The organism is Nocardioides sp. NPDC057772 (assembly GCF_042798075.1).
GTDB lineage: Bacteria > Actinomycetota > Actinomycetes > Propionibacteriales > Nocardioidaceae > Nocardioides.
Genome location: NZ_JBHVKN010000079.1, coordinates 1 through 21423, shown reverse-complemented (window position 1 = coordinate 21423; position 21423 = coordinate 1). Strand labels below are relative to the sequence as shown.

Here is a 21423-nt window from a genome sequence, read left to right as displayed (position 1 = left end):
GTGTGCCAACTCGGCCGACGCCGGTGACGTCTCGGCCGACCTAGCCGACGTCTCGGCTACCGGCTGGCAGGGGAGTCAGGTTCCGTACGCGACAGCGCGGTGCCCGGCTTGTAGAGTCCGAAGGTGGCCGATGACGGCTCGCCACCGAGCGCGGCGGCGACGATCGTGAAGAAGTTCGGCTTCACCCACGGACCGTGACCGGTGCACTCGCCGGCGACGACACGGCGGCCGCTCCAGGTGAGCGGGAGCGTGGTGACGACGTCGCGGCGTACGACGATCTCCTTGGTCGGCACCGCCTTGGGGCAGTCGACGGTCGACCAGACCAGGTCACCGCCCTTCTGCGAGATCCGCACCTGAAGCGCGTCTGACGACAGCTTCCAGGTGCACGCGGAGGCCTTCACGGTGCGCAGCTGGAGCGGAATGGTGACGTTGTCGTAGGAGTAGCCATCGGTGACGGCGGGCTCGACGACGATGTCGGCGGGCGAGCACTCGCCGGTCGGCTCCGGCGGGGCACTGCTCTTCGGCTTCCGGGGCTTGTTCTTGCCACCGCCCGCGTTGCCTGCCTTCTTCGACGGCTCGGCGCTGGGAGTCGGGGTGACGGTCACGGTCGCCGTGGGCTCGTCGGCGACGGGCCTGGCGGTGTCGTCCGCCCCGTCGGAACCGCTGAAGAAGAACCGCGAGATCCCGACGATCAGGAGCAGGACGATGCCGAGCACCGCCAGCCGCCGGCGCCAGTAGACCGAGGCTGGTAGTCGTCCTCCAGTCCTTCTCGCACGGGCCATAGGCGACACGGTAGTGACCCCGTGCCGAGGTTTCGGGGTGCCACTCCGTGGCAATACCTGTCGCACGGCACAATCTGGGTGTGACCGAACTCCACGACGCCGTTCTGGACTGGTACGACGCCAACGCCCGCGACCTCCCGTGGCGCACCGCGACCGCGACGCCGTGGTCGGTGATGGTCAGCGAGTTCATGCTCCAGCAGACCCCGGTGTCCCGCGTGCTCCCCGTCCACGAGGCCTGGCTGGAGCGCTGGCCGACCCCGGCCGACCTGGCTGCGGAGCCCACCGGCGAGGCCGTACGTGCCTGGGGCCGCCTCGGCTACCCCCGCCGCGCCCTGCGGCTGCACGCGGCCGCCACCGCGATCGTCGAGCACCACGGCGGCGAGGTGCCGGACTCCTATGACGAGCTGATCGCTCTCCCCGGGGTCGGCGACTACACCGCTGCGGCGATCGCCACCTTCGCCTACGGCAAGCGCCACGTGGTCCTGGACACGAACGTACGCCGCGTCTTCGCCCGGACCCTCAGCGGCGTCGAGTTCCCCGCCCAGTCGGTCAACAAGGTCGAGCGCGAGCTCGCCGCCGGCGTACTCCCCCAGGACGAGCCCACCGCCGCCACCTGGTCGGTCGCCGTCATGGAGCTCGGCGCCCTCGTCTGCACGGCCGCCAACCCGTCGTGCGCTCGCTGCCCGGTCGCGGACCTCTGCGCCTGGCGTGCCGCCGGCCACCCTGCGTACGACGGGCCTCCTCGCAAGGTCCAGACCTGGGCCGGCACCGACCGCCAGTGTCGCGGGCGCCTCCTCGCTGTCCTCCGCGATGCCGACTCCCCCGTGCACCGCAGCCGTCTCGACGTCGTCTGGTCCGACGAAGCCCAGCGCAAACGGGCTCTGGAGGGCCTGTTGAAGGACAATCTGGCCGCTGAGGTGGAACCGGACTTCTTCGCCCTCCCTTAACCCTCAGCCGAAACCGCAGAAATGGCGGACGAAACTGTACTTTCGTCCGCCACAACTGCCGTCTCGGCCGCCACAACTGCCGTCTCGGCCGCCATTTCTGCCGTCTCGGCCGCCATTTCTGCCGTCTCGGCCGCCATTTCTGCCTACTCGGCGGGATAAAGCAAACGCCCCGGCCTAAACGGCCGGGGCGTCGCTTTGACCGACTACTCGGAGTCGGGCTTCGGCTTGTCGATGTTGATCGGCTCATCCTGGTCGGGGAGCTCGATATCGGTCACCGTCGCGCCCTCGAGAGGAGGTACGTCCGGGATGGAGGAGCGCTTCTGGCCCTCGAAGGTGAACTTCGCGGCCGGACCCTCGCCCTCGACGTCCACGAGGACGATCGAGCCGGGGCCGATGTCGCCGTAGAGCATCTTCTCGGCGAGCACGTCCTCGATCTCGCGCTGCACCGTGCGGCGCAGCGGACGGGCACCCAGGACCGGGTCGAAACCGCGCTCGGCGAGCAGCTTCTTCGCGGCCGTGGTGAGCTCGATGCCCATGTCGCGGTCCTTGAGGCGGATCTCGACGGCGCCGATCATGTTGTCGACCATCGCGATGATCTGCTCCTGCGACAGCGGCGGGAACACGATGACCTCGTCGACACGGTTGAGGAACTCCGGACGGAAGTGCTGCTTGAGCTCGTCGGAGACCTTGGACTTCATCTTCTCGTAGGAGCCCGCGGCGTCGTTGGCCTGGGAGAAGCCCAGGTTGACCGACTTCGCGATGTCCCGCGTGCCGAGGTTGGTGGTCATGATGATGACGGTGTTCTTGAAGTCGACCACGCGGCCCTGGGAGTCGGTCAGGCGACCTTCCTCCAGGATCTGCAGCAGCGAGTTGAAGATGTCCGGGTGGGCCTTCTCGACCTCGTCGAAGAGGACCACGGAGAACGGCTTGCGGCGCACCTTCTCGGTGAGCTGGCCGCCCTCCTCGTAGCCCACGTAACCCGGAGGCGAACCGAAGAGCCGCGAGACCGTGTGCTTCTCGCCGAACTCGGACATGTCGAGCTGGATCAGCGCGTCCTCGTCGCCGAAGAGGAACTCGGCGAGCGTCTTGGACAGCCAGGTCTTACCGACACCGGAGGGACCGGCGAAGATGAACGAACCGCCGGGGCGCTTCGGGTCCTTCAGACCGGCGCGCGTGCGTCGGATGGCGCGGGACAGGGCCTTGACCGCCTCGTCCTGGCCGATGACGCGCTTGTGGAGCTCGTCCTCCATGCGCAGCAGGCGCTGGGACTCCTCCTCGTTGACCTGGACGATCGGAATGCCGGTCGCGACGGCGAGGACCTCGGCGATCAGCTCCTCGTCGACCTCGGCGACCTCGTCCATGTCGCCGGCACGCCAGGCCTTCTCACGCTCGGCCTTCTTGGCGATGAGCTGCTTCTCCTCATCGCGCAGACGGGCCGCCGCCTCGAAGTCCTGACCGTCGATCGCGGCCTCCTTGCGCTGGCGCACATCGGCGATCTTGTCGTCGTACTCCCGCAGGTCGGCCGGGGCCGTCATCCGGCGGATGCGCAGACGCGAACCGGCCTCGTCGATCAGGTCGATCGCCTTGTCCGGCAGGAACCGGTCGGAGATGTAACGGTCGGCCATGGTGACCGCAGCGACCAGTGCCTCGTCGGTGATCGTCACCCGGTGGTGGGCCTCGTAACGGTCGCGGATGCCCTTGAGCATCTCGATCGCGACCGCGATCGTCGGCTCCGGCACCTGGATCGGCTGGAAACGGCGCTCGAGAGCGGCGTCCTTCTCCAGGTATTTCCGGTATTCGTCCAGCGTGGTCGCACCGATGGTCTGCAGCTCACCACGTGCCAGCATCGGCTTGAGGATCGAGGCAGCGTCGATCGCGCCCTCGGCCGCACCGGCACCGACGAGGGTGTGGATCTCGTCGATGAACAGCACGATGTCGCCGCGGGTCTTGATCTCCTTGAGCACCTTCTTCAGGCGCTCCTCGAAGTCACCGCGGTAACGCGAACCGGCGACGAGAGCGCCCAGGTCCAGCGTGTAGATCTGCTTGTCCTTGAGCGTCTCGGGCACGTTGCCCTTGACGATGTCCTGGGCCAGCCCCTCGACGATCGACGTCTTGCCGACGCCGGGCTCACCGATGAGGACCGGGTTGTTCTTCGTACGCCGCGACAGCACCTGCATGACGCGCTCGATCTGGCCCTCGCGACCGATGATCGGGTCGAGCTTGCCCTCGCGGGCGTCCTGGGTCAGGTTGCGGCCGAACTGGTCGAGCACGAGGCTGGACGAAGGAGCCTCGGTCGAGGTGGTGCCGGTCGACGCGGTGGCGCCGGAGGTGCCGGCCGCGCCCTCCTTGCCCTGGAAGCCCGAGAGCAGCTGGATGACCTGCTGGCGGACCCGGTTGAGGTCGGCGCCGAGCTTCTGCAGCACCTGGGCGGCGACGCCCTCACCCTCACGGATCAGGCCGAGCAGGATGTGCTCGGTGCCGATGTAGGAGTGGCCGAGCTGCAGCGCCTCGCGCAGGGACAGCTCGAGCACCTTCTTGGCACGCGGCGTGAACGGGATGTGCCCGGACGGCGCCTGCTGACCCTGGCCGATGATCTCCTCGACCTGGTTGCGGACCGCCTCGAGCGAGATGTCGAGGGACTCGAGGGCCTTGGCCGCGACGCCCTCACCCTCGTGGATCAGACCGAGCAGGATGTGCTCGGTCCCGATGTAGTTGTGGGAGAGCATGCGGGCCTCTTCCTGGGCCAGCACGACCACCCGGCGGGCTCGGTCAGTGAACCGCTCGAACATGTACGCATCTCTCCTAAGAATTCTGGGGCGTCACCAAGATTCAACCCCGCAGACAGCCTACGCGTTCCCGACAACACAACGCGATCCGTGCGCTGAGAGCGAACACGCGTGCCGTACGCCGGACGGCCGCGTCCACGCGTCGACCGGACAAACACGGCTGCCGCGCCCCGGAGGGCACGGCAGCCGGTCGTCGACGTGGTGAGACCTGACGGTCAGTGAGCCGCCTCGAAAGCGGCCCGGACCTCGGCCGGAATGCGGCCGCGGTCGGGCACGGTGTAACCGTTGGCCTTTCCCCACTCGCGCATGACCTTCGGGGTCGACCCGCCGGCGGCAGCCGGCGCCTTCTTGGCGCTGCCGCGGCGACCGCTCACCTTCTGGGCGTGACCGATGAAGAGCGCGAGGGAATCACGGAGCTTTGCCGCATTGGTCTCGCTGAGATCAATCTCGTAAGAGGTGCCGTCCAGGGCGAAGGACACCGTCTCAGCAGCTTCCGAGCCGTCGATGTCATCCTCGAGGATGATCTGAACCTTCTTAGCCATGTTCCTACCTTCACTGCTCTTCAACCGGAAACGGGCCGAATATAGGCCCCGCGTATAAGCGAGATGCGCATAGCATTACATATCATCCAGTTGAATCAACAGGGCGCCATACCCAAAAACGCTAACGGGCGACATTCCTCTGGAATATCAGTTCCAGTCCCTGCATCGTCAGCCACGGAGAATGCGTGGAGAAGCATTTACTTTCCCCCAGCACGAACTCCGCGAGATAGCCGGTCGCAATCACCGTCACCTCATCGGCGGAGACACCCAGCTCGGCGATGATCCGGGTGACCATACCCTCGACCTGGGCAGCGACACCGAACACCATTCCGGACTGCAGCGCCTCGACCGTGTTCTTGGCGATCACCGAACGCGGCCGGGCGAGCTCGACCTTTCGCAGCTGCGCACCACGCCGCCCCAGCGCCTCCAGGGACAGCTCGATCCCCGGCATGATCGCACCGCCGACGTACTGCCCCGCGGTGTTGACCACGTCGAAGGTCGTCGCCGTCCCACGGAAGTCGACCACGATCGCGGGGCCACCGTGGAGGGCGACGGCCGCGACCGCGTTGGCGATCCGGTCGGTGCCGACCTCGCGCGGGTTGTCCATGAGGATCGGGATGCCGGAGCGTACGCCTGGCTCGACCACCACGCTCTCGACCGAGCCGAGATGGCGGGCGATCATCTCGCGCCACTCGTGCAGGACCGCCGGGACGGTCGCACACACCACGACACCGGAGACGCCCGCCACCATCGCATCGCCGAGGGTCCCCCGCAGCAGCGCCCACCATTCGTCGGCGGTGCGGTGCTCGAGCGTGGAGACCTTCCAGTCCGCGGACACGACGCCGTCGGCGATCAGCCCGAGAACCGTGTGGCTGTTGCCGATGTTGACAGCGAGCAGGGACATGGCGGGAGGCCTCAGCCCTCGGACAGGTCGAAGCCGATGTCGAAGACCTTCACCGAGTGGGTCAGCGCGCCGACGGAGAGGTAGTCGACACCGGTCTCGGCGACCTCGCGGGCGCGATCGAGGGTGAGTCCGCCGGACGCCTCGAGCACCGCGCGGCCGGCGGTGATCTCGACGGCCTCCTTCATCATCGCGGTCGACATGTTGTCGAGCATGATCCGGCCGCACCCGGCGTCGAGCAGCGCCTTGAGCTCCTCGAGCGTGGTCACCTCGACCTCGATCGGCACGTCCGGGTAGGCGAACTTCACGGCCTCGTAGGCCTGCACCGCGCCACCCGCGGCGACGATGTGGTTGTCCTTGACCAGCGCCATGTCGGACAGCGACATCCGGTGGTTGGCGCCGCCACCGCAGCGCACGGCGTACTTCTCCAGGGCCCGGAAGCCGGGCAGCGTCTTGCGGGTGTCGAGCACCTGCGCGCCGGTGCCCTCCAGGGCCTCGGTCCAGGCCGCGACACCGGTGGCGACACCGGAGAGGTGGGAGGCGTAGTTGAGAGCCGTACGCTCCGCGGTCAGCAGTCCGCGGGTCGGCCCGGCGATCCGCATGATGACATCGCCGGCCTTCACCTTCGAGCCGTCCTTGACGCGGTCGGTGACGGTGACCGAGTCACCCATGACGTACGCAAAGACGAGCTCGGCCACGCCGAGGCCGGCGACCACGCCGTCCTCCCGAGCGGCGAAGACGCCGATCCCGGTGGAGTCGGGGGCGATCGTCGCGACGGAGGTGACGTCCTCGCTCGGCATCTCGCCGGGAGCGGCCGAGGGCAGGTCCTCGTCGAGAGCGAGCTCGACGGCGTCGTAGACCTCGCCGGCGTCGAGGCCGGCCTTGGTCAGCTCGTCGCGCAGAGACTGCGGGATCTCGTCGAAGGGCACGCGTCGGATGGTCATCAGGCTCCTGCCATGGTTGTGGTCGAGGGATCGGTGGCTGGGGCCGGGACGAAGGTGGCGACGGTCTCGCCGTCCCGGAGTCTGAGGTCGAAGTGGCCGGCGAACCCGGCGTCGTCGCGCTCGGCGAAGTCCTCGCGCCAGTGGGACCCGCGGGTCTCCTGGCGCAGCAGCGCCGCCTTCGCCAGCGCGAGCGAGACGGTCAGCAGGTTGGTCGCCTCCCAGGCGGCCGGGTCGATCTCGGTCGCGGGCGTGGCTCCGAGCTGCTCGAGCTCGTCGATCGCCTCGGCGAGACCGGTGGCGTTGCGGAGGACACCGACCTTGGTCGTCATCGTCTCCTGCAGCTGCTTGAGCGCGGCGCCGGGGACGAGCACGCGGCCGGCGCCGTCACCAGGGGCGGGATCCTCGAGCTGACGCAGCTCGCCGGGCAGCACCTCGGCGATCCGGCGGGAGAAGACCAGACCCTCGAGCAACGAGTTGGAGGCGAGCCGGTTGGCGCCGTGGACGCCGCTGCAGGCGACCTCGCCGGTGGCGTAGAGCCCGGGCACGTCCGAACGGCCCCACAGGTCGGTGCGGACCCCGCCGGAGGCGTAGTGGCATGCCGGCGCGACCGGGATCAGATCGACAGCAGGGTCGACGCCGTGCTGCTCGCAGGAGGCGAGGATGTTGGGGAAGCGCTTCTCCCAGAACTCCCGGCCGAGGTGGCGGGCGTCGAGCCACATGTTGGGGTGGCCGGTCTCGAGCATCCGCTTCATGATCGCCTTGGAGACGATGTCCCTCGGCGCGAGATCGCGCAGCTCGTGGACGCCCTCCATGAGCCGGTTTCCGTCCCAGTCGACGAGGAAGGCGCCCTCGCCGCGTACGGCCTCGGAGATCAGCGGCTGCTGCCCGCGGGAGTCCTCGCCCAGGTACATCACCGTGGGGTGGAACTGGACGAACTCGAGGTCGCGCAGCGTCGCGCCGGCCCGCAGGGCGATCGCCATCCCGTCGGCGGTGGCGACGGCGGGGTTGGTCGTCTGCGAGAAGACCTGACCGAGGCCGCCGGAGGCGAGCACGACGGCCCGGGTACGCACGATCCCGACGCCGTCGGGGTCGCCCTCGCCCATCACGTGGATGGTCAGGCCGGCGACGCCGCCGTCGGCGGCGGTCAGCAGGTCGACGACCATCGCGTGCTCGAAGACCAGGATCTCCGGAGCGCGCCGGACCGCCTCCATGAGCGCGCGCTGGATCTCGGCACCGGTCGCGTCGCCGTCGGCGTGCGCGATCCGGTCGCGGCGGTGGCCGCCCTCCCGGGTGAGCGACAGGTTGCCCTCGGGGTCCTTGTCGAAGTCGGCGCCCCACTCGATGAGCTCGCGCACGGCCTCGGCGCCCTCACCGACCAGGACGCGTACGGCCTCCAGGTCGCACGCCCCGGCGCCCGCCACGAGAGTGTCGACCTCGTGCTGTTCCGGGGTGTCACCCTCGCCGAGCGCGGCCGCGATGCCACCCTGGGCCCACTGCGTCGAGCCGGCCTGGAGCACGTCCTTGGTGACGACGGCGACCCGCTCGACCTGGTTCTTCAGCCGCAGCGCCGCGGTCAGCCCGGCGATCCCCGAGCCCACCACGATCACGTCCGCCCACTCGGTCCAGCCCGGGTCGCGGGCGGAGAGCAGCTCGATGTTCATGCCCGCACGCTACTGCGTGAGAACGAGCGGTCCACGCATCTGGTCGGTCCCTGGAACCGGCTCGCTCCGGTCGGAGCCGAGCGCGACGATGTGGTTGGCCTCGTCGACATGGACCACGTGCGGCTCGAACGCCTTGGCCTCCTCGGTGGTCATCTGTGCGTACGCGATGAGGATGACGAGGTCGCCAGGGTGGACCAGGTGGGCGGCGGCGCCGTTGATCCCCAGGACGCCCGACCCGCGCTCGCCCGCGATCGTGTAGGTCTCCAGGCGGGCACCGTTGGTGATGTCGACGATGGAGACCAGCTCGCCGGGGAGGATGTCCGCGGCGTCGAGGAGATCTGCGTCGACGGTGACCGAGCCGACGTAGTGGAGGTCTGCCTGGGTGACCGTGGCGCGGTGGATCTTGCCGGTCATCATGGTGCGCAGACGGGTCATCGGGATGCTCCGATCGTGAGGCTCATGTTGTCGATGAGTCGGGTCGTGCCGACCCGGGCGGCGATGAGGATCCGGGCTTCGGTGCCCGGCTCCGGGTCGGTGGGCAGCGCTGCGAGCGCCGGGTCGGTGACGACGAGATAGTCGAGGTCGACGCCCTTCAAGCGGCGCAGCTCGGCGCGAGCCGCCTGGAGCGCCGCGTCGACGCCGGCGGTGGCCTCGCGCTGTGCGGCGTAGAGCGCCCGCGACAGCGTCGTCGCCTCCTCCCGCTGCTCGGGCGAGAGGTAGCGGTTGCGCGAGGAGAGCGCCAGGCCGTCGGGCTCGCGCTGCGTCGGGGCGCCGACGACGTCGACACCGAGGCACAGGTCGGCCGACATCCGGCGGATCAGCGCGAGCTGCTGGTAGTCCTTCTCACCGAAGACGGCGACGTCGGGCTTGACCAGCCCGAACAGCTTCGCGACGACGGTGAGCACACCGCCGAAGTGGCCCGGACGAATCTTGCCCTCGAGCACCTCGGCGAGCGGCCCGGGGGCCACGGTCACCTGCGGGTCGCCACCGGGGTAGACCTCCTCCACCGAGGGCGCGAAGACGACGTCGACACCCTCCCGCTCGCAGACCTCGAGGTCCGCCTCGAGCGTGCGCGGGTAGCGGTCGAGGTCCTCGCCCGCGCCGAACTGCAGCGGGTTAACGAAGATCGACACCACGACGGGACCGCCGCCGACCCGCTCGCGGGCGACGCGCATCAGCGACGCGTGCCCCTCGTGGAGCGCGCCCATCGTCGGCACGAAGCCGACCGTGGTGCCGTCGCGGCGGGCAGGTTCGAGGAGCTTGGCGAGCTCCTCGCGGGTGGAGGCGAGTTCGCTCATCACTGGTTCCAGACGTGGATCGGACGCGGCAGCGGCTGCACGGCGGCGCGGTCGGCCTCGTCGAGCAGGTTCTTGATCTTGAGCGCCCGGATGGGCAGCAGGCGGCCGTCGGAGACCGCCCGGTCGAGCGTGGCCCGCGCCATCGAGACGTACGAGGCCAGGGTCTGCGGAGCGTTGGTGCGGATGTCGTCGAGGTGGGCCGCCACCGTGCCGGCGTCGCCGCGGACGATCGGGCCGGTCAGTGCCGCATCGCCGTGGTCGAGGGCGTTGTCGAGGGCGGCGGTGAGCAGCGGACGTAGCGTGCCGGCGGGGTCGGTGGCGCCGGCGGCGGCGAGGATCTCCATCGCCTCGGTGACCAGGGTGACCAGGTGGTTCGCGCCGTGGGCGAGCCCGGCGTGGTAGAGCGTCCGCATCTCCTCGGGCACCCACATCGGCTTGCCGCCGAGGTCGCGCACCAGCGCCTCGGCGAAGGCCCGGTCGGCAGGGGTCGCAGCGGTGAGCCCGAAGACGCAGCCCGAGAGCCGGGCGAGGTCGACCGACGTACCGGAGAAGGTCATCGCCGGGTGGACGGCCATCACGTGGGCGCCGATCGCGGCGGCCGGCTCGAGGATCGCCAGACCATGGCGGCCGGAGGTGTGGGCGACGTACATCCCGGGTCGGATCGCACCGGCGTCGGTCATCGTCTGGACGACGTTGCCGAGCATGTCGTCGGGGACGGTGAGCAGAAGGAGGTCGCACGCGCGAGCGACGGCGGTCGGCTTCTCGACCGGGATACCCGGGAGAAGAGCGGCGATACGTGCGCGGGAGGCGTCGGACTCTCCGGCGACGGCGGCGACCTCATGACCTGCGGACCGAAGCGCTGCGGCAAGGACGGCCCCGACGCGACCCGCGCCGACGACGCCCACCCTGAGTGGGTTCATGGTGGTAGACCTTTCGTTCCAGTCCCTCCGACCACTCCCCCTTGTGAGCGGAGCCGGGATGGGTACCAGACGTTGTGCCTGCGTGCTCGGCCACGGTGACCGAGACGAAACAAAGGTACGCCGCCGGTCACTCTTCCGAAACATCATGATGACGTGACTGCCATCACACGAGCGAGCCGACCGTGGGCCACACGCCGAACCAACGGCTCGGTATCACCTCGCCCCCAGCATTGGAGTCGACCACGCGGGCCGTGGAAGAATCCACCCCTCCTCGTCATCTATCAAAGGGTTAGATTTCAGTGCTTCGTAACGTTGCCGTGCTGCTTGCCGGCGGTGTGGGCTCCCGAGTGGGCCTCGACATCCCGAAGCAGCTCATCAAGATCGCAGGGATGCCGATCATGGAGCACACCCTCGGCGTGCTCGACCGCCACCCGGAGATCGACGAGATCATCATCCTGATGGCCCCCGGTCACCTCGACGCCGTGCACGCGATGACCCGCGACGGCCGCTACCCGAAGGTCTCCAAGATCCTCGAGGGCGCCGAGACCCGCAACGAGACGACCAAGCGCGCCCTGGCCGCCCTGCCGGAGGGCGAGGAGTGCAACGTGCTCCTCCACGACGCCGTGCGTCCGCTGCTCAGCGAGGAGGTGATCACCAACTGCTTCAAGGCGCTGCTGACCTACCAGGCCGTCGACGTGGCCATCCCCTCCGCGGACACGATCATCGAGATCGACGACGACAACACGATCGCGCAGATCCCGGACCGCTCGCGCCTGCGCCGCGGCCAGACCCCGCAGGCCTTCCTCGCCTCGACCCTGAAGCGGGCCTACGAGATCGCCGACCAGGACCCGAAGTTCAAGGCGACCGACGACTGCAGCGTCGTGCTGAAGTACCTTCCCGACACCAAGATCTGGGTGGTCGACGGTCACGAGCAGAACATGAAGGTCACCGAGCCGATCGACGTCTACATCGCCGACAAGCTCTTCCAGCTCACCGCCCACCAGCAGTTCCCGCAGAAGGACGAGTCCGACTACCGGGCCGCGCTCGAGGGCAAGAACATGGTCGTCTTCGGCGGCAGCTACGGCATCGGCGCCGACATCGCGGAGCTGGCCGAGTCCTACGGCGCCAACGTCGCCTCCTACAGCCGCTCGGCCACCAACACCGACGTCGCCAAGCGGGCCGACATCGTCGCCGCGGCGGCCGACGCCGGCAAGCGCTTCGGCTCGATCGACTTCGTGGTCAACACCGCGGGCGTGCTGCCGCGTGGTGAGCTGGCGACCGTGTCGGAGGAGACGATCTACACCGCGACCGAGATCAACTACATCGCGCCGGTGCTGATCGCCCAGGAGTTCTTCCCCTATCTCGCCCGGGCCAAGGGCTCGCTGCTCTTCTTCACCTCGAGCTCCTACACCCGCGGCCGCCGCGGCTACGCGCTCTACTCCTCGGCCAAGGCGGCCACGGTCAACCTGACCCAGGCGCTCGCCGACGAGTGGGCCGACCAGGGCGTACGCGTCAACGCGATCAACCCCGAGCGCACCGCCACCCCGATGCGCACCAAGGCGTTCGGCCAGGAGCCGTCCCACACGCTCCTGGAGTCCAAGGCGGTCGCGCGAGCGTCGCTGGACACCCTGATCGCGTCGAGCACCGGCCACGTCATCGACCTGCGCCGCATCGATCCGATCCAGGAGGCCCTGGACGCCGCAGCGGGGAACTGACCCGATGACGAGCACCCCGACCGTCCCGGCCGACACCGCCCCCGCCGACACCCCCGCACCCAAGCCCAAGAAGGCCGTACGCCGCCCCCGGCTCGGCGCGCTCGACGCGCTCCGGTTCATCGCGGCGGCGGTCGTCGTGGGCTACCACCTCACCGGCATCGCGACGCCCTACTGGGGTCTCGACCCCCACGAGGTCTTCCCGACGCTCAACCACGTCACCCGCTACGGCTACCTCGGCGTGGAGCTCTTCTTCATCATCAGCGGCTTCGTCATCCTGATGACCGCGTGGGGACGTGACCTGCCCGGTTTCGTCTCCTCCCGGGTCGCCCGGCTGTTCCCGGCCTACTGGGTCGCGGTGGCCATCACGCTGATCCTCCAGGCCTACTGGAAGGGCGGCCGCGACCAGGGGTTCGTCGGCGGCCTGATCAACCTGACCATGACCCAGGACGCCTGGGACGTGCTCAGTGCGCAGGGCGCCTTCTGGACGCTCTGGATCGAGCTCAAGTTCTACCTGCTGATCGGGGTGTTCCTGCTCGTCGGGATCACCAAGCAGCGGGTCATCGCGGTCGCGTTCCTGTGGCCGCTGCTCGCCCAGATCGCCCGGGCGACCGACTCCGGCATGCTCAACTCGCTGCTGTTCGCGGAGTACGCCCCGTTCTTCGCGATGGGCATGGCGCTGTTCCTCGTCTACCGGTTCGGCAACTCCTTCGTCGCCTGGCTCGCGGTCGCCTACAACGTGATCCTCGGCATCCGGCAGGCGACCGAGTACGCCGACCGGGCCACCGAGCTCGTCGGCGCGACCGTCTCACCGTTGGTCACCGGGCTCGCGATCGTCGCGTTCGCCGCGCTCGTCTGGCTCGTCTCTGCCGGCCCGCTCGGCCGCGTCGAGGCGCGCTTCCTGACGACGCTCGGGGCATTGACGTACCCGCTCTACCTGATCCACGCGCAGTTCGCGTTCTGGGTGATCGACATGTTCCACGGCCGCTACGACGAGTACGTCGTCCTGGCCGCGGCCATCGCGACCGCCCTCGTCCTGGCCGTCGCGCTTCACTACCTTGTCGAGCGGCGCCTGCACGATCCTGTGCGTGACGCGGTCTTGCGCGGTTTGCGAGAGACGCCACTTCAACAGCGCTAGTGTCGCTCCATGCGGCTCCTGGTCAGGCCGGATCGCAGCAGCACGGCTCGACCCCGGCACATCAATCCATCCCGAGTGCGGCTCCGTCAGGAGATGGCACGCTTCGCCAAAGGCACCAAGCGGGGCATGCGTGTCCTCGACGCGGGAGCGGGGCGATCGCCCTACCGCAAGCTGTTCAAGCACGCTCACTACGAGGCCGCTGACTTCGCTCAGCTGGACTCGTCGTACGCACCCCTGGACTACGTCTGCGACATCACCGACATCCCGGTCGACGACGGGCGCTTCGACCGGGTGATCTGCAACCAGGTTCTCGAGCACGTGCCCGAGCCGGAGAAGGCCATCGCGGAGCTGCACCGCGTGCTGAAGCCGGGCGGGCGCATCTTCCTCTCCGCTCCGCTCTTCTTCGCCGAGCACCAGAAGCCCTACGACTTCTTCCGCTACACCCAGTTCTCGCTGCGGAAGATGTTCGAGGAGGCCGGCTTCGAGATCGCCCGGATGAACTGGCTCGAGGGCTACTTCGGCACGGTCGCCTACAGCTATCAGATGATGGCGAGGAACCTTCCCGCGAGCGTCGACGAGCTCCGCGGGCGCGGTCTGCGCTGGAAGCTCGCCTACATCGCCCCGATCGTGCTCCTCAACCGGAAGCTCGCGGTCCGGCTCAGCCGCCTGTACGCACGGCTGGAGGTCTCCGGCAGCCGTTTCGAGCGCGGGATGCCGAAGAACTACGTCGTGGTCGCGCGCAAGCCCGAGACGGCCGCGCCGGCGAAGCCGAAGGCCACCGCGACGACCGCCGAGCTCGAGGCCGAGGTCGCCCGGCTGAGGGCGGAGACCATCCGCACCCGGGAGTCGGTGCGCGACCCGCTGGTCGACCTCGAGCTCCCGGCCGAGGTCCGCACCGTCCTCGACGGCGTCCGGGCCGAGCACCTCACCTACCTCAAGCCCGAGAACCTGGAGGTGCTCGCCCGGCAGGTGCTCGATGCCGACCTCCGGAACCGGCCCGGACTGATCATCGAGACCGGCGCCGCTCTGGGTGGCTCCGCGATCACGATGGCGGCGGCCAAGGACCCGAAGCGGGTGATGCGGGTCTACGACGTCTTCGGGATGATCCCCGAGCCGTCCGAGCGCGACGGCGAGGACGTGCACAAGCGCTACCGCAAGATCGTCAGCGGCACCTCGAAGGGCATCGGCGGGGAGACCTACTACGGCTACCGCGACAACCTCTACGACGAGGTGAGCGACTCCTTCGCCCGGCACGGGATCGACCTGGCCGAGCACAACGTCGAGCTCGTGCAGGGCCTGTTCCAGGACACCCTGAAGATCGACGAACCGGTGGCCTTCGCCCACCTCGACGGCGACTGGTACGAGTCGACGATGACCTGTCTGGAGCGGATCACCCCGCACCTGGTCGTGGGTGGACGGATCGTGCTCGACGACTACTTCCACTACAGCGGGTGCCGCGACGCGGTCGACGAGTACTTCCAGGACCGGCCCGGGTTCAGGCTGGAGCGACGTACGAAGCTGCACGTCGTTCGCACCATGTAGGAATACCCGGTTAACCGGGTATTCCTACATGCGGATATCCCGCGGACTCAGCGCCGCTGCAGGTGCAGCACGTCGTTCGGCCCGAACGACACCTCGAAGTTCGGGCGTACGTGCCGGGGCCGGCCGAGCGTGGTCTGCCAGTTCCAGTTGTGGACGGTGAACCGGAGCCGCAGGTCGAGGTTGCGCGACTCGTCGGAGAACTCCTCGAAGACCTCCGCGAGGTCGAACCGGGAGGCGAGCCGGAAGGCGCCGCGGCCCTCGGGAGAGACCTCGAGCGGCAGCGAGGCGACCTCGCCGGTCTCGTTGCAGACGGCGTCGAGGGTGACGATGCGGTCGGCCATCACGCCCTTGGGCCACTCGCCCGTCACGGTGAGCGTGGCGTCGAAACGGAGCGTACGGGAGTCCCGGAAGGCGGCCGAGCTGGCCTGGGTGCGACCCAGGCGGCTGGCCGGACCCGGCAGGCGGGTGGCGACGCCCTCGGGCATCGGCCGCGCCCAGCCGAGGGCGTGCACGTCGAGCCGGGCGCGCGCCTTCTCGATCCGGCCGGGGCGCTGGGCGACGGCACCCTCGAAGGCGACCCGCCAGTCCTCGAGGAAGGCGCGCCAGGTGTGCTTCTCCGCCTTCTCCAGCGCCTTGCGGGACATCTCGGCCACCATCTCGGGGGCGTCGATCATCCGGATGCAGCGGTCGGCGACGGCGTCGATGTCCTCGGCCTCGACGATGAAGCCGTCGACACCGTCGCTGATCTGCTCGCGCGGACCGTAGTTGATGTCGTAGCTGATCACCGGACACCCGAAGGAGAGCGACTCCAGGGTCGCCAGCGGGTAGCCCTCGTTGACGCTGGTCATGATGAAGCCGGTCGCGTGCAGCAGCGCTTCCTTGGCCCGCGGGTCGTGGCCCATGAGCTGGACGTTCTTGCCGACGTCGAGGGTCTCGATCAGGTCGGCCAGCGGCTTGTAGAGCTTGCCGTCGCCGTAGATCTGGAACTTCGCCTCGGGCCGCTTCTCGATCACCTTGGCGAAGGCCTTGATGGCGTGCTCGAGGCGCTTCTGCGGCTCGAGGCGGGCAACGGTGACGAACGTCGCCGGCTCCCGGTCGGGCATCACTTCGGGCAGCTCCGGCAGCTCGACCGGGTTGGGCACGACGAACCGGTGCGAGGTCGAGCCGTAGCGCATCGCGATGTGCTCGGACTGGCGATGGGTGAGGTTCACCAGCGCGTCGTACTCGTGGATGTTGTCGAGCAGCGGCGCGTACTTGCCCGAGAGCTGGGAGTTCCAGCGCCGCTCCTTCACCACATGGTTGTTGTGCATGAGGTGGAGGAAGTAGAAGCGGTCGTCCTGGCGCGGCATCACGTCGCGCAGCGCGAACCGGGAGTCGGTCACCATGAAGACCCGCTCGGCGTCGCCCACGAGCAGCTCGAGCCAGTGCCACAGCCAGCCGCCGACGGCCTCCCACGACCGGATCGGACGCCCCTCGGCGTCGGTGAGGATGTAGGGGACCCGCGACGCGGCCGGAGCCCCCGGCCCCGGCGCCCGCAGATAGATCGACCCGTCGGCGCGGCGGTAGTCGCGCGCCAGGTCCTTCCCCGACTGGGAGTGGGCGGTGTAGTAGACGGTGCCGTCGGGGTGGAGTACGTCCGACGTGGTCGTGCCGGGCACCTCGGCCAGTCGCCCGCCGAGCCCGGCGACGGACTCGTCCGGCTCGTCGGTGGGGGTGTGGTGGCGGTACCACTCGTAGAGGTTGAGGAGCTCCATGCCCTCGATCAGCTGGCCCGACTCGCGCAGCACCTCACGCACCTCGTCGTAGACGGGCTTCGACTCGGTGGTCAGCAGCGTGGTCGGGATCCCGGTGTGCTGGGTGATCAGGCGGTTGCGCATGATCATCGCGCGGGTCTGTCCACCGAACTTCGTCGCGATCTCGTTGCACATCGTGAGGTAGCGGCCCTCAGGGAGCGCGACCTGCTCGTGGGGGTTGGCGATCGGCATGCGGAGAGGTTAGTCCGCGCCTTTGGGGATCGCCGATTCTTCGGGCAGGATATCCCGTCTGGATCATAGGGGGGATCGCGTGAACGGACCGCGAACAACGCGGCTCCGCCCAACGACATCACGTCGAACACCAATGAAGGAGTCCCATGGCCAGCCCAGCTCGACGACTCGCTCGCCAGCTGCTTCCGGAGCGCCTGCGTCAGAGCCTGACCGCTCGCGTCCCGTCCATCTCGGAGGGCACGCCGCACGCTGACAAGGCTGGCAAGCCGGCGCCGATCTCCATCGAGGTCGAGCCGCTCGTCGTCGCCGCTGATCTGGAAGGGGCGGTCGCCGCCGCCGGTGGCGGCTTCTACGAGCGCGCCTGGGCCCTCTTCCAGGGCATCCCGGTCGAGACGTGGGCCGTCACGGCCGCCGACGAGTACGTCATGTCCGGGCTCCACGTCGACCCCGACGCCACCCGCGCGACCCTGCGCGACCTGGCCGAGTCCGGCGCTGCGTACGTCCCGGGGCGGGCGTGGCTGGCGATGACCAGCCGGATCTTCGGCTTCGGCGACCAGGAACTGGCCCGCAGCCTCTACGCGCGGCTCGACGAGGCCGTCGGCGACGGCACCAAGGGCGACACGAAGTGGGTCGTCGAGAGCCGTGACTGGCTGCGCTCGTGGGTGGCGGCCGACAACGACGAGCCCGACGGCCCGGAGGTTCCGGAGGACACCGTCTCCTACGCCGTCGTCGACTACGGCCACCCCGGCCGCTCCCGCGCCTCGGCCAACATCGGCGACCACGTCCAGACCCTCGCCTCCCTCGGGCACGTGGTCCGCCACAAGGACCTGGAGTTCACCGGCGAGTCCGAGCTCGACGACCTCGCCGAGCGGCTGCGCGCGCGGGTCCGTCCCGAGCGGGTCCGAGAGGGCCTCTCCGCCAAGGTCCAGCTGATGACCCTCCAGCGCGACGCGTCGATGTACCAGCCGGTCCCGAAGGACACCTGGATGCTCGGCTTCGGGTGGTACATGCACCCCATCTTCGAGATGCGCTACGGGATGCCGTTCCACAAGAACCTGCGCCCGATCTTCGTCTCGTTCCACTGCAGCACCCGCGCGATGATGACCGACGAGACGATCGAGTACCTGAAGAAGTACGCCCCGATCGGCTGCCGCGACTGGACGACCGTCGACATCCTGCTCTCCGTCGGCGTGCCCGCCTTCTTCTCGGGCTGCCTCACCACCACGGTCTCGACCGTCTTCCCCGACGCGGACCAGCTGCCCGGGCCCGACGCCCCGGTCGGCTACGTCGACGTCTTCGACGGCTCGATCCCCGAGGGTGCTCCCACCTACGCCCAGGGCGGTCTCGACGAGGTCCGGTTCCGGCCGTTCGTGCGCAACATCGACGACGCGATCGCGATGCTCGAGGGCTACCGCCGTGACCACCGCAAGCTGGTCACCAGCCGTCTGCACTGCTACCTGCCCGGTCGCAGCATCGGCATCGACATCGACTTCCGCCCGAAGAACCTCTCCGACCCCCGCTTCGCCGGTCTCAACCCGCTCACCCCGGACGAGTTCGACGGCATCCGGGAGAGCATGAACGACCGGCTCGAGACGATCCTCACCAAGATCTTCTCCGGCGCGAGCGTCGAGGAGGTCTACGAGCAGTGGCGCGAGATGAACGCCGCCGAGGTCGAGATCGCGCGTCAGCGCCGGGCCTCCGCCCGCAAGGTCGGCGAGCTGCGCAGCTCGATCGCCGATGACGTACGCAGCAACCCGGTGCACACCCCGGAGCAGGTCCCGGCCGACGCGATCCACGTCGCCGTCTCGGCCCGCCCGAAGCAGCGCCCGAAGCTGCGCCGGCTGATCAAGTCGATCAAGGCCTACTCGTCGCGTCCGGTCCACCTCTGGGTCAACACCGGTGGCACCGACCTGCGGCTCGACGAGCTCGCCCGCCCGGGCATCACGCTCAGCGCGCTGGACGTGTCCGGCTTCGACGGCATCAAGCTGCCGGACGGCAGCACGATGCCGATCGGCCAGGTCGAGCGCCTCGTGGTCGCCGACCTGCTGCCCGACGTCGACAAGCTCGTCATCCTGCCGGTCTCCGCGGTGCTCACCGAGGACATCGCCGGCCTGGCCGACACCGACCTCGAGGGCAACCTGCTGGCGGCCACCGACGTCGTCGGCACCCGCGGGGTCAGCGGCTTCCAGCAGATCCACGCTGCTGCCAACAAGCAGGCCGAGCGCACCACCGAGGCTGCCGAGCTGCGTCGAGACGGCCACCAGCGGCACGCGTTCGACTTCGACGCCTTCGACATCGAGGTGCTCGTGCTCGACGCCGCCCAGTGGCGCGACAAGGGGCTGCTCACCTCGCTGGCGCCCTACGTCGAGACCTACGGGATGACCTACCGCAACGTGGTCCTCCTCGAGGTCGGCCCGCACCGCACGGTGCTCCCGGAGCGCTGGAACGCGATCCCCGGCAAGACCTCGGTGAACAAGCCGGCTCTCGCCCGGCTGTCCTGATCTGAAGGGAACGATGCAGTGGGGCTGTGATCCGGTCGCGGTCGGCTCGTCGGCTGTCTAGGGCAGCGGGTCCCAGCGCCACGGTCGCGGACCGTTCAGTCCCCTGAGACAGCCGACCCGAGTGACTGCGTTAGGTCTCAGAGCTGGGTCGTGCTGGGCTCGGTAGGCGGCGTAGCAGGTGACTCGGAGCTCGCGGATGTCGCGGAAGAGGTCGAACCCGTCCCACAGGGTGACGTCGCGTCCGTAGGCCTCGCAGTAGTCGGCGTAGTCCACTGCCGACAGCGTTGAATACGACGTCACCCGGCACGCGGTCGAGGTCAGGTCCCACTCGGGAGGGCCGACGGTACATCGCTCCAGGTCGAGGAGGGTGACCCCTTCGGGGGTACCGACCACGTTGCCGGCCCAGGCGTCTCCGTGGATCACAGAGTCAGGGAGGCCACGGGGCCGATCCGTCCAGGCTGCTTGAAGGTCCTCGAGCCTCGCCAGCAGCCAGGTGCGATCGTCGGTCGGTAGCCAGGTCGCGGCGGTGATGCGTTCCTCGAGGCGCACGAACGGCGCCAGCCGGGCGACCATCTTGCCGGGGATGGGCAGGGAGTGGAGTTGCTTCAACGCTGCCGCGACCTCGCGGGGCGTGCCTGGGCGATGGTTGCCAAGGTCGTGCCAGAAGGTAACCGGGTGGCCCTCGACGACGACCGGCTGGTCGGCTTGGAGGTCTGCGTACGGCTGGACCGCGCGGACCCCGTTGGCGTTGAGCCAGCTGGCCAGGAAGACCTCCCGGCTTGCGGCCTGTTCTTGACCGGGCTTGGAGACCCTGGCGATCGCACCGCCCGAGAGGCGGTAGACGTGGTTCTCGCCTGCACTCAACACCTGTGCATCCGCAGCCGGCAACCCGGCTCGATGGCAGGCAGCCGCGAGAATCTCATCCGACCCGAGCGCTGGAGCGTGGTTCACGAGGCGACGCCAACGGTTCGTACGGTCTCCAGCACCTCAGCCACCTCGTCGCGCCGATCGTGCTGGTGAAGACGAGCGGACTGGGCGACCTCCGACGCAGTCCGATGCAGCCGCTTGGAGAGCACACCTTCTGCGTCACCGACTGCAGCCCGGGCAATCTCGACGGCGTGGTCCGGGTCGCCGGTTCGCATGGTGATCGCGGCCAGTTTGAACCCGCTGATCGCTCGCGACCGGACGTAGGAGTCGGGATGCTCGTCGACCGCGGTCGCGAGCCGGTGGGCCGTCTCCTCCACGCGTACGCCGTGGACGGCCAGCTCGGCGAGCGCGTGTCCGGTGTCGCCACAGTGCTGGGCGTGATCGTAGTAGGCCATCCAGGGCACGTCGTCGTCGGGATTGGCGCGGGCGAACGCATCGTCCGCCTCCCCGACCGCCTGCAGCGTCGCATCGACGTCTCCCCGCCGGCCGTGAGCACGGGCCACGGCGGTGAACAGCATGGCTTGCTCTGTCGCCGTGAGCCGGTCGCGGCGAACGAGCCCCAACTGCGCAAGGGTCAGGGCGCCTTCGGCGTCACCAACCCAGACCGCTTGTCGTGCGCGCCAGGACAACGACTTCGCGCGAAGATGCCAGTCACCGCCGTCCTCGGCACAAGCGGTGGCAAAGGCCAGAACCCGATCGGCGAGCTGGTGCTGATGGGAGTCGAACAGCAGAGCCCCGGTGACGACACCGAGCTGACCGACCGCCGCGAGCAGCTCGGGCCGAAGCCGATGCGGGCACGGCAGCTTCAGCAGGTTCGCCGCGCGGCTCATCTCCGAC

17 protein-coding genes are annotated in these 21423 nt (G+C 69.0%); 5 read left to right on the top strand and 12 right to left on the bottom strand.

What is annotated here, in order from left to right; all coding sequences use genetic code 11:
- Positions 1 to 56: 56 nt before the first annotated feature.
- Positions 57 to 782, bottom strand: a complete 726-nt coding sequence (locus tag ACFVJS_RS14865; protein WP_378881385.1) for a hypothetical protein — start codon at positions 780 to 782, stop codon at positions 57 to 59.
- An 80-nt stretch (positions 783 to 862) separates the two neighbouring features.
- On the opposite strand from ACFVJS_RS14865, the gene ACFVJS_RS14860 reads away from it, so the two are divergent.
- Positions 863 to 1729 carry an A/G-specific adenine glycosylase gene (locus ACFVJS_RS14860; protein WP_378881382.1) on the top strand — a complete coding sequence of 289 codons (867 nt, stop codon included), beginning with the start codon at positions 863 to 865 and terminating at the stop codon, positions 1727 to 1729.
- 203 nt (positions 1730 to 1932) lie between these two features.
- Here the strand turns inward: ACFVJS_RS14860 and ACFVJS_RS14855 are convergent, their stop codons facing one another.
- The 8 genes from ACFVJS_RS14855 to ACFVJS_RS14820 form a co-directional block, all read right to left on the bottom strand.
- Positions 1933 to 4518 (bottom strand): ATP-dependent Clp protease ATP-binding subunit, encoded by a 2586-nt coding sequence (locus ACFVJS_RS14855; protein ID WP_378881380.1) that lies wholly within the window; start codon positions 4516 to 4518, stop codon positions 1933 to 1935.
- A gap of 212 nt (positions 4519 to 4730) precedes the next feature.
- Positions 4731 to 5057, bottom strand: coding sequence for an Lsr2 family protein (locus ACFVJS_RS14850; protein WP_378881377.1), 327 nt, complete (start codon positions 5055 to 5057; stop codon positions 4731 to 4733).
- A gap of 121 nt (positions 5058 to 5178) precedes the next feature.
- Positions 5179 to 5961 carry a type III pantothenate kinase gene (locus tag ACFVJS_RS14845; RefSeq protein WP_378881374.1) on the bottom strand — a complete coding sequence of 261 codons (783 nt, stop codon included), beginning with the start codon at positions 5959 to 5961 and terminating at the stop codon, positions 5179 to 5181.
- An 11-nt stretch (positions 5962 to 5972) separates the two neighbouring features.
- Positions 5973 to 6902 (bottom strand): carboxylating nicotinate-nucleotide diphosphorylase, encoded by a 930-nt coding sequence (nadC, locus tag ACFVJS_RS14840; protein ID WP_378881370.1) that lies wholly within the window; start codon positions 6900 to 6902, stop codon positions 5973 to 5975.
- The gene (locus ACFVJS_RS14835) at positions 6902 to 8563 is read right to left on the bottom strand and encodes an L-aspartate oxidase (protein WP_378881367.1); all 1662 of its coding nucleotides are present in this window, start codon (positions 8561 to 8563) and stop codon (positions 6902 to 6904) included. The genes nadC and ACFVJS_RS14835 overlap by 1 nt, the downstream gene beginning before the upstream one ends.
- Positions 8564 to 8572: 9 nt before the next feature.
- Entirely contained in the window at positions 8573 to 8998 is a 426-nt protein-coding gene (gene panD / locus ACFVJS_RS14830; RefSeq protein WP_008354878.1) for an aspartate 1-decarboxylase, read from the bottom strand.
- The gene (gene panC / locus ACFVJS_RS14825; RefSeq protein WP_378881363.1) at positions 8995 to 9861 is read right to left on the bottom strand and encodes a pantoate--beta-alanine ligase; all 867 of its coding nucleotides are present in this window, start codon (positions 9859 to 9861) and stop codon (positions 8995 to 8997) included. The genes panD and panC overlap by 4 nt, the downstream gene beginning before the upstream one ends.
- Positions 9861 to 10781: a Rossmann-like and DUF2520 domain-containing protein gene (locus ACFVJS_RS14820; protein ID WP_378881361.1), complete on the bottom strand. Its 921-nt coding sequence runs from the start codon at positions 10779 to 10781 to the stop codon at positions 9861 to 9863. The genes panC and ACFVJS_RS14820 overlap by 1 nt, the downstream gene beginning before the upstream one ends.
- Positions 10782 to 11080: 299 nt before the next feature.
- Between ACFVJS_RS14820 and ACFVJS_RS14815 the strand changes: the two genes are divergently transcribed.
- From ACFVJS_RS14815 to ACFVJS_RS14805, 3 genes are read left to right on the top strand one after another with little or no spacing between them, the layout of a single operon-like run.
- Entirely contained in the window at positions 11081 to 12496 is a 1416-nt protein-coding gene (locus ACFVJS_RS14815; RefSeq protein ID WP_378881357.1) for an SDR family NAD(P)-dependent oxidoreductase, read from the top strand.
- A 4-nt stretch (positions 12497 to 12500) separates the two neighbouring features.
- On the top strand, positions 12501 to 13631 hold the full coding sequence (locus ACFVJS_RS14810) for an acyltransferase family protein (protein WP_378881355.1): 1131 nt from the start codon (positions 12501 to 12503) through the stop codon (positions 13629 to 13631).
- 9 nt (positions 13632 to 13640) lie between these two features.
- Entirely contained in the window at positions 13641 to 15173 is a 1533-nt protein-coding gene (locus ACFVJS_RS14805) for a class I SAM-dependent methyltransferase (RefSeq protein WP_378881354.1), read from the top strand.
- A 47-nt stretch (positions 15174 to 15220) separates the two neighbouring features.
- On the opposite strand, the gene ACFVJS_RS14800 is transcribed toward ACFVJS_RS14805, so the two are convergent.
- The gene (locus tag ACFVJS_RS14800; protein ID WP_378881351.1) at positions 15221 to 17158 is read right to left on the bottom strand and encodes a glycosyltransferase; all 1938 of its coding nucleotides are present in this window, start codon (positions 17156 to 17158) and stop codon (positions 15221 to 15223) included.
- Between the two features lie 146 nt (positions 17159 to 17304).
- Here ACFVJS_RS14800 and ACFVJS_RS14795 point away from each other — a divergent pair, with 146 nt between their 5' ends.
- Positions 17305 to 19659: a hypothetical protein gene (locus ACFVJS_RS14795; RefSeq protein ID WP_378881349.1), complete on the top strand. Its 2355-nt coding sequence runs from the start codon at positions 17305 to 17307 to the stop codon at positions 19657 to 19659.
- Between the two features lie 57 nt (positions 19660 to 19716).
- On the opposite strand, the gene ACFVJS_RS14790 is transcribed toward ACFVJS_RS14795, so the two are convergent.
- Both ACFVJS_RS14790 and ACFVJS_RS14785 read right to left on the bottom strand, forming a co-directional pair.
- Positions 19717 to 20526: a phosphotransferase enzyme family protein gene (locus ACFVJS_RS14790; protein WP_378881346.1), complete on the bottom strand. Its 810-nt coding sequence runs from the start codon at positions 20524 to 20526 to the stop codon at positions 19717 to 19719.
- Between the two features lie 80 nt (positions 20527 to 20606).
- On the bottom strand, positions 20607 to 21423 hold an 817-nt coding region (locus ACFVJS_RS14785), incomplete at its 5' end, for an XRE family transcriptional regulator (RefSeq protein ID WP_378881343.1).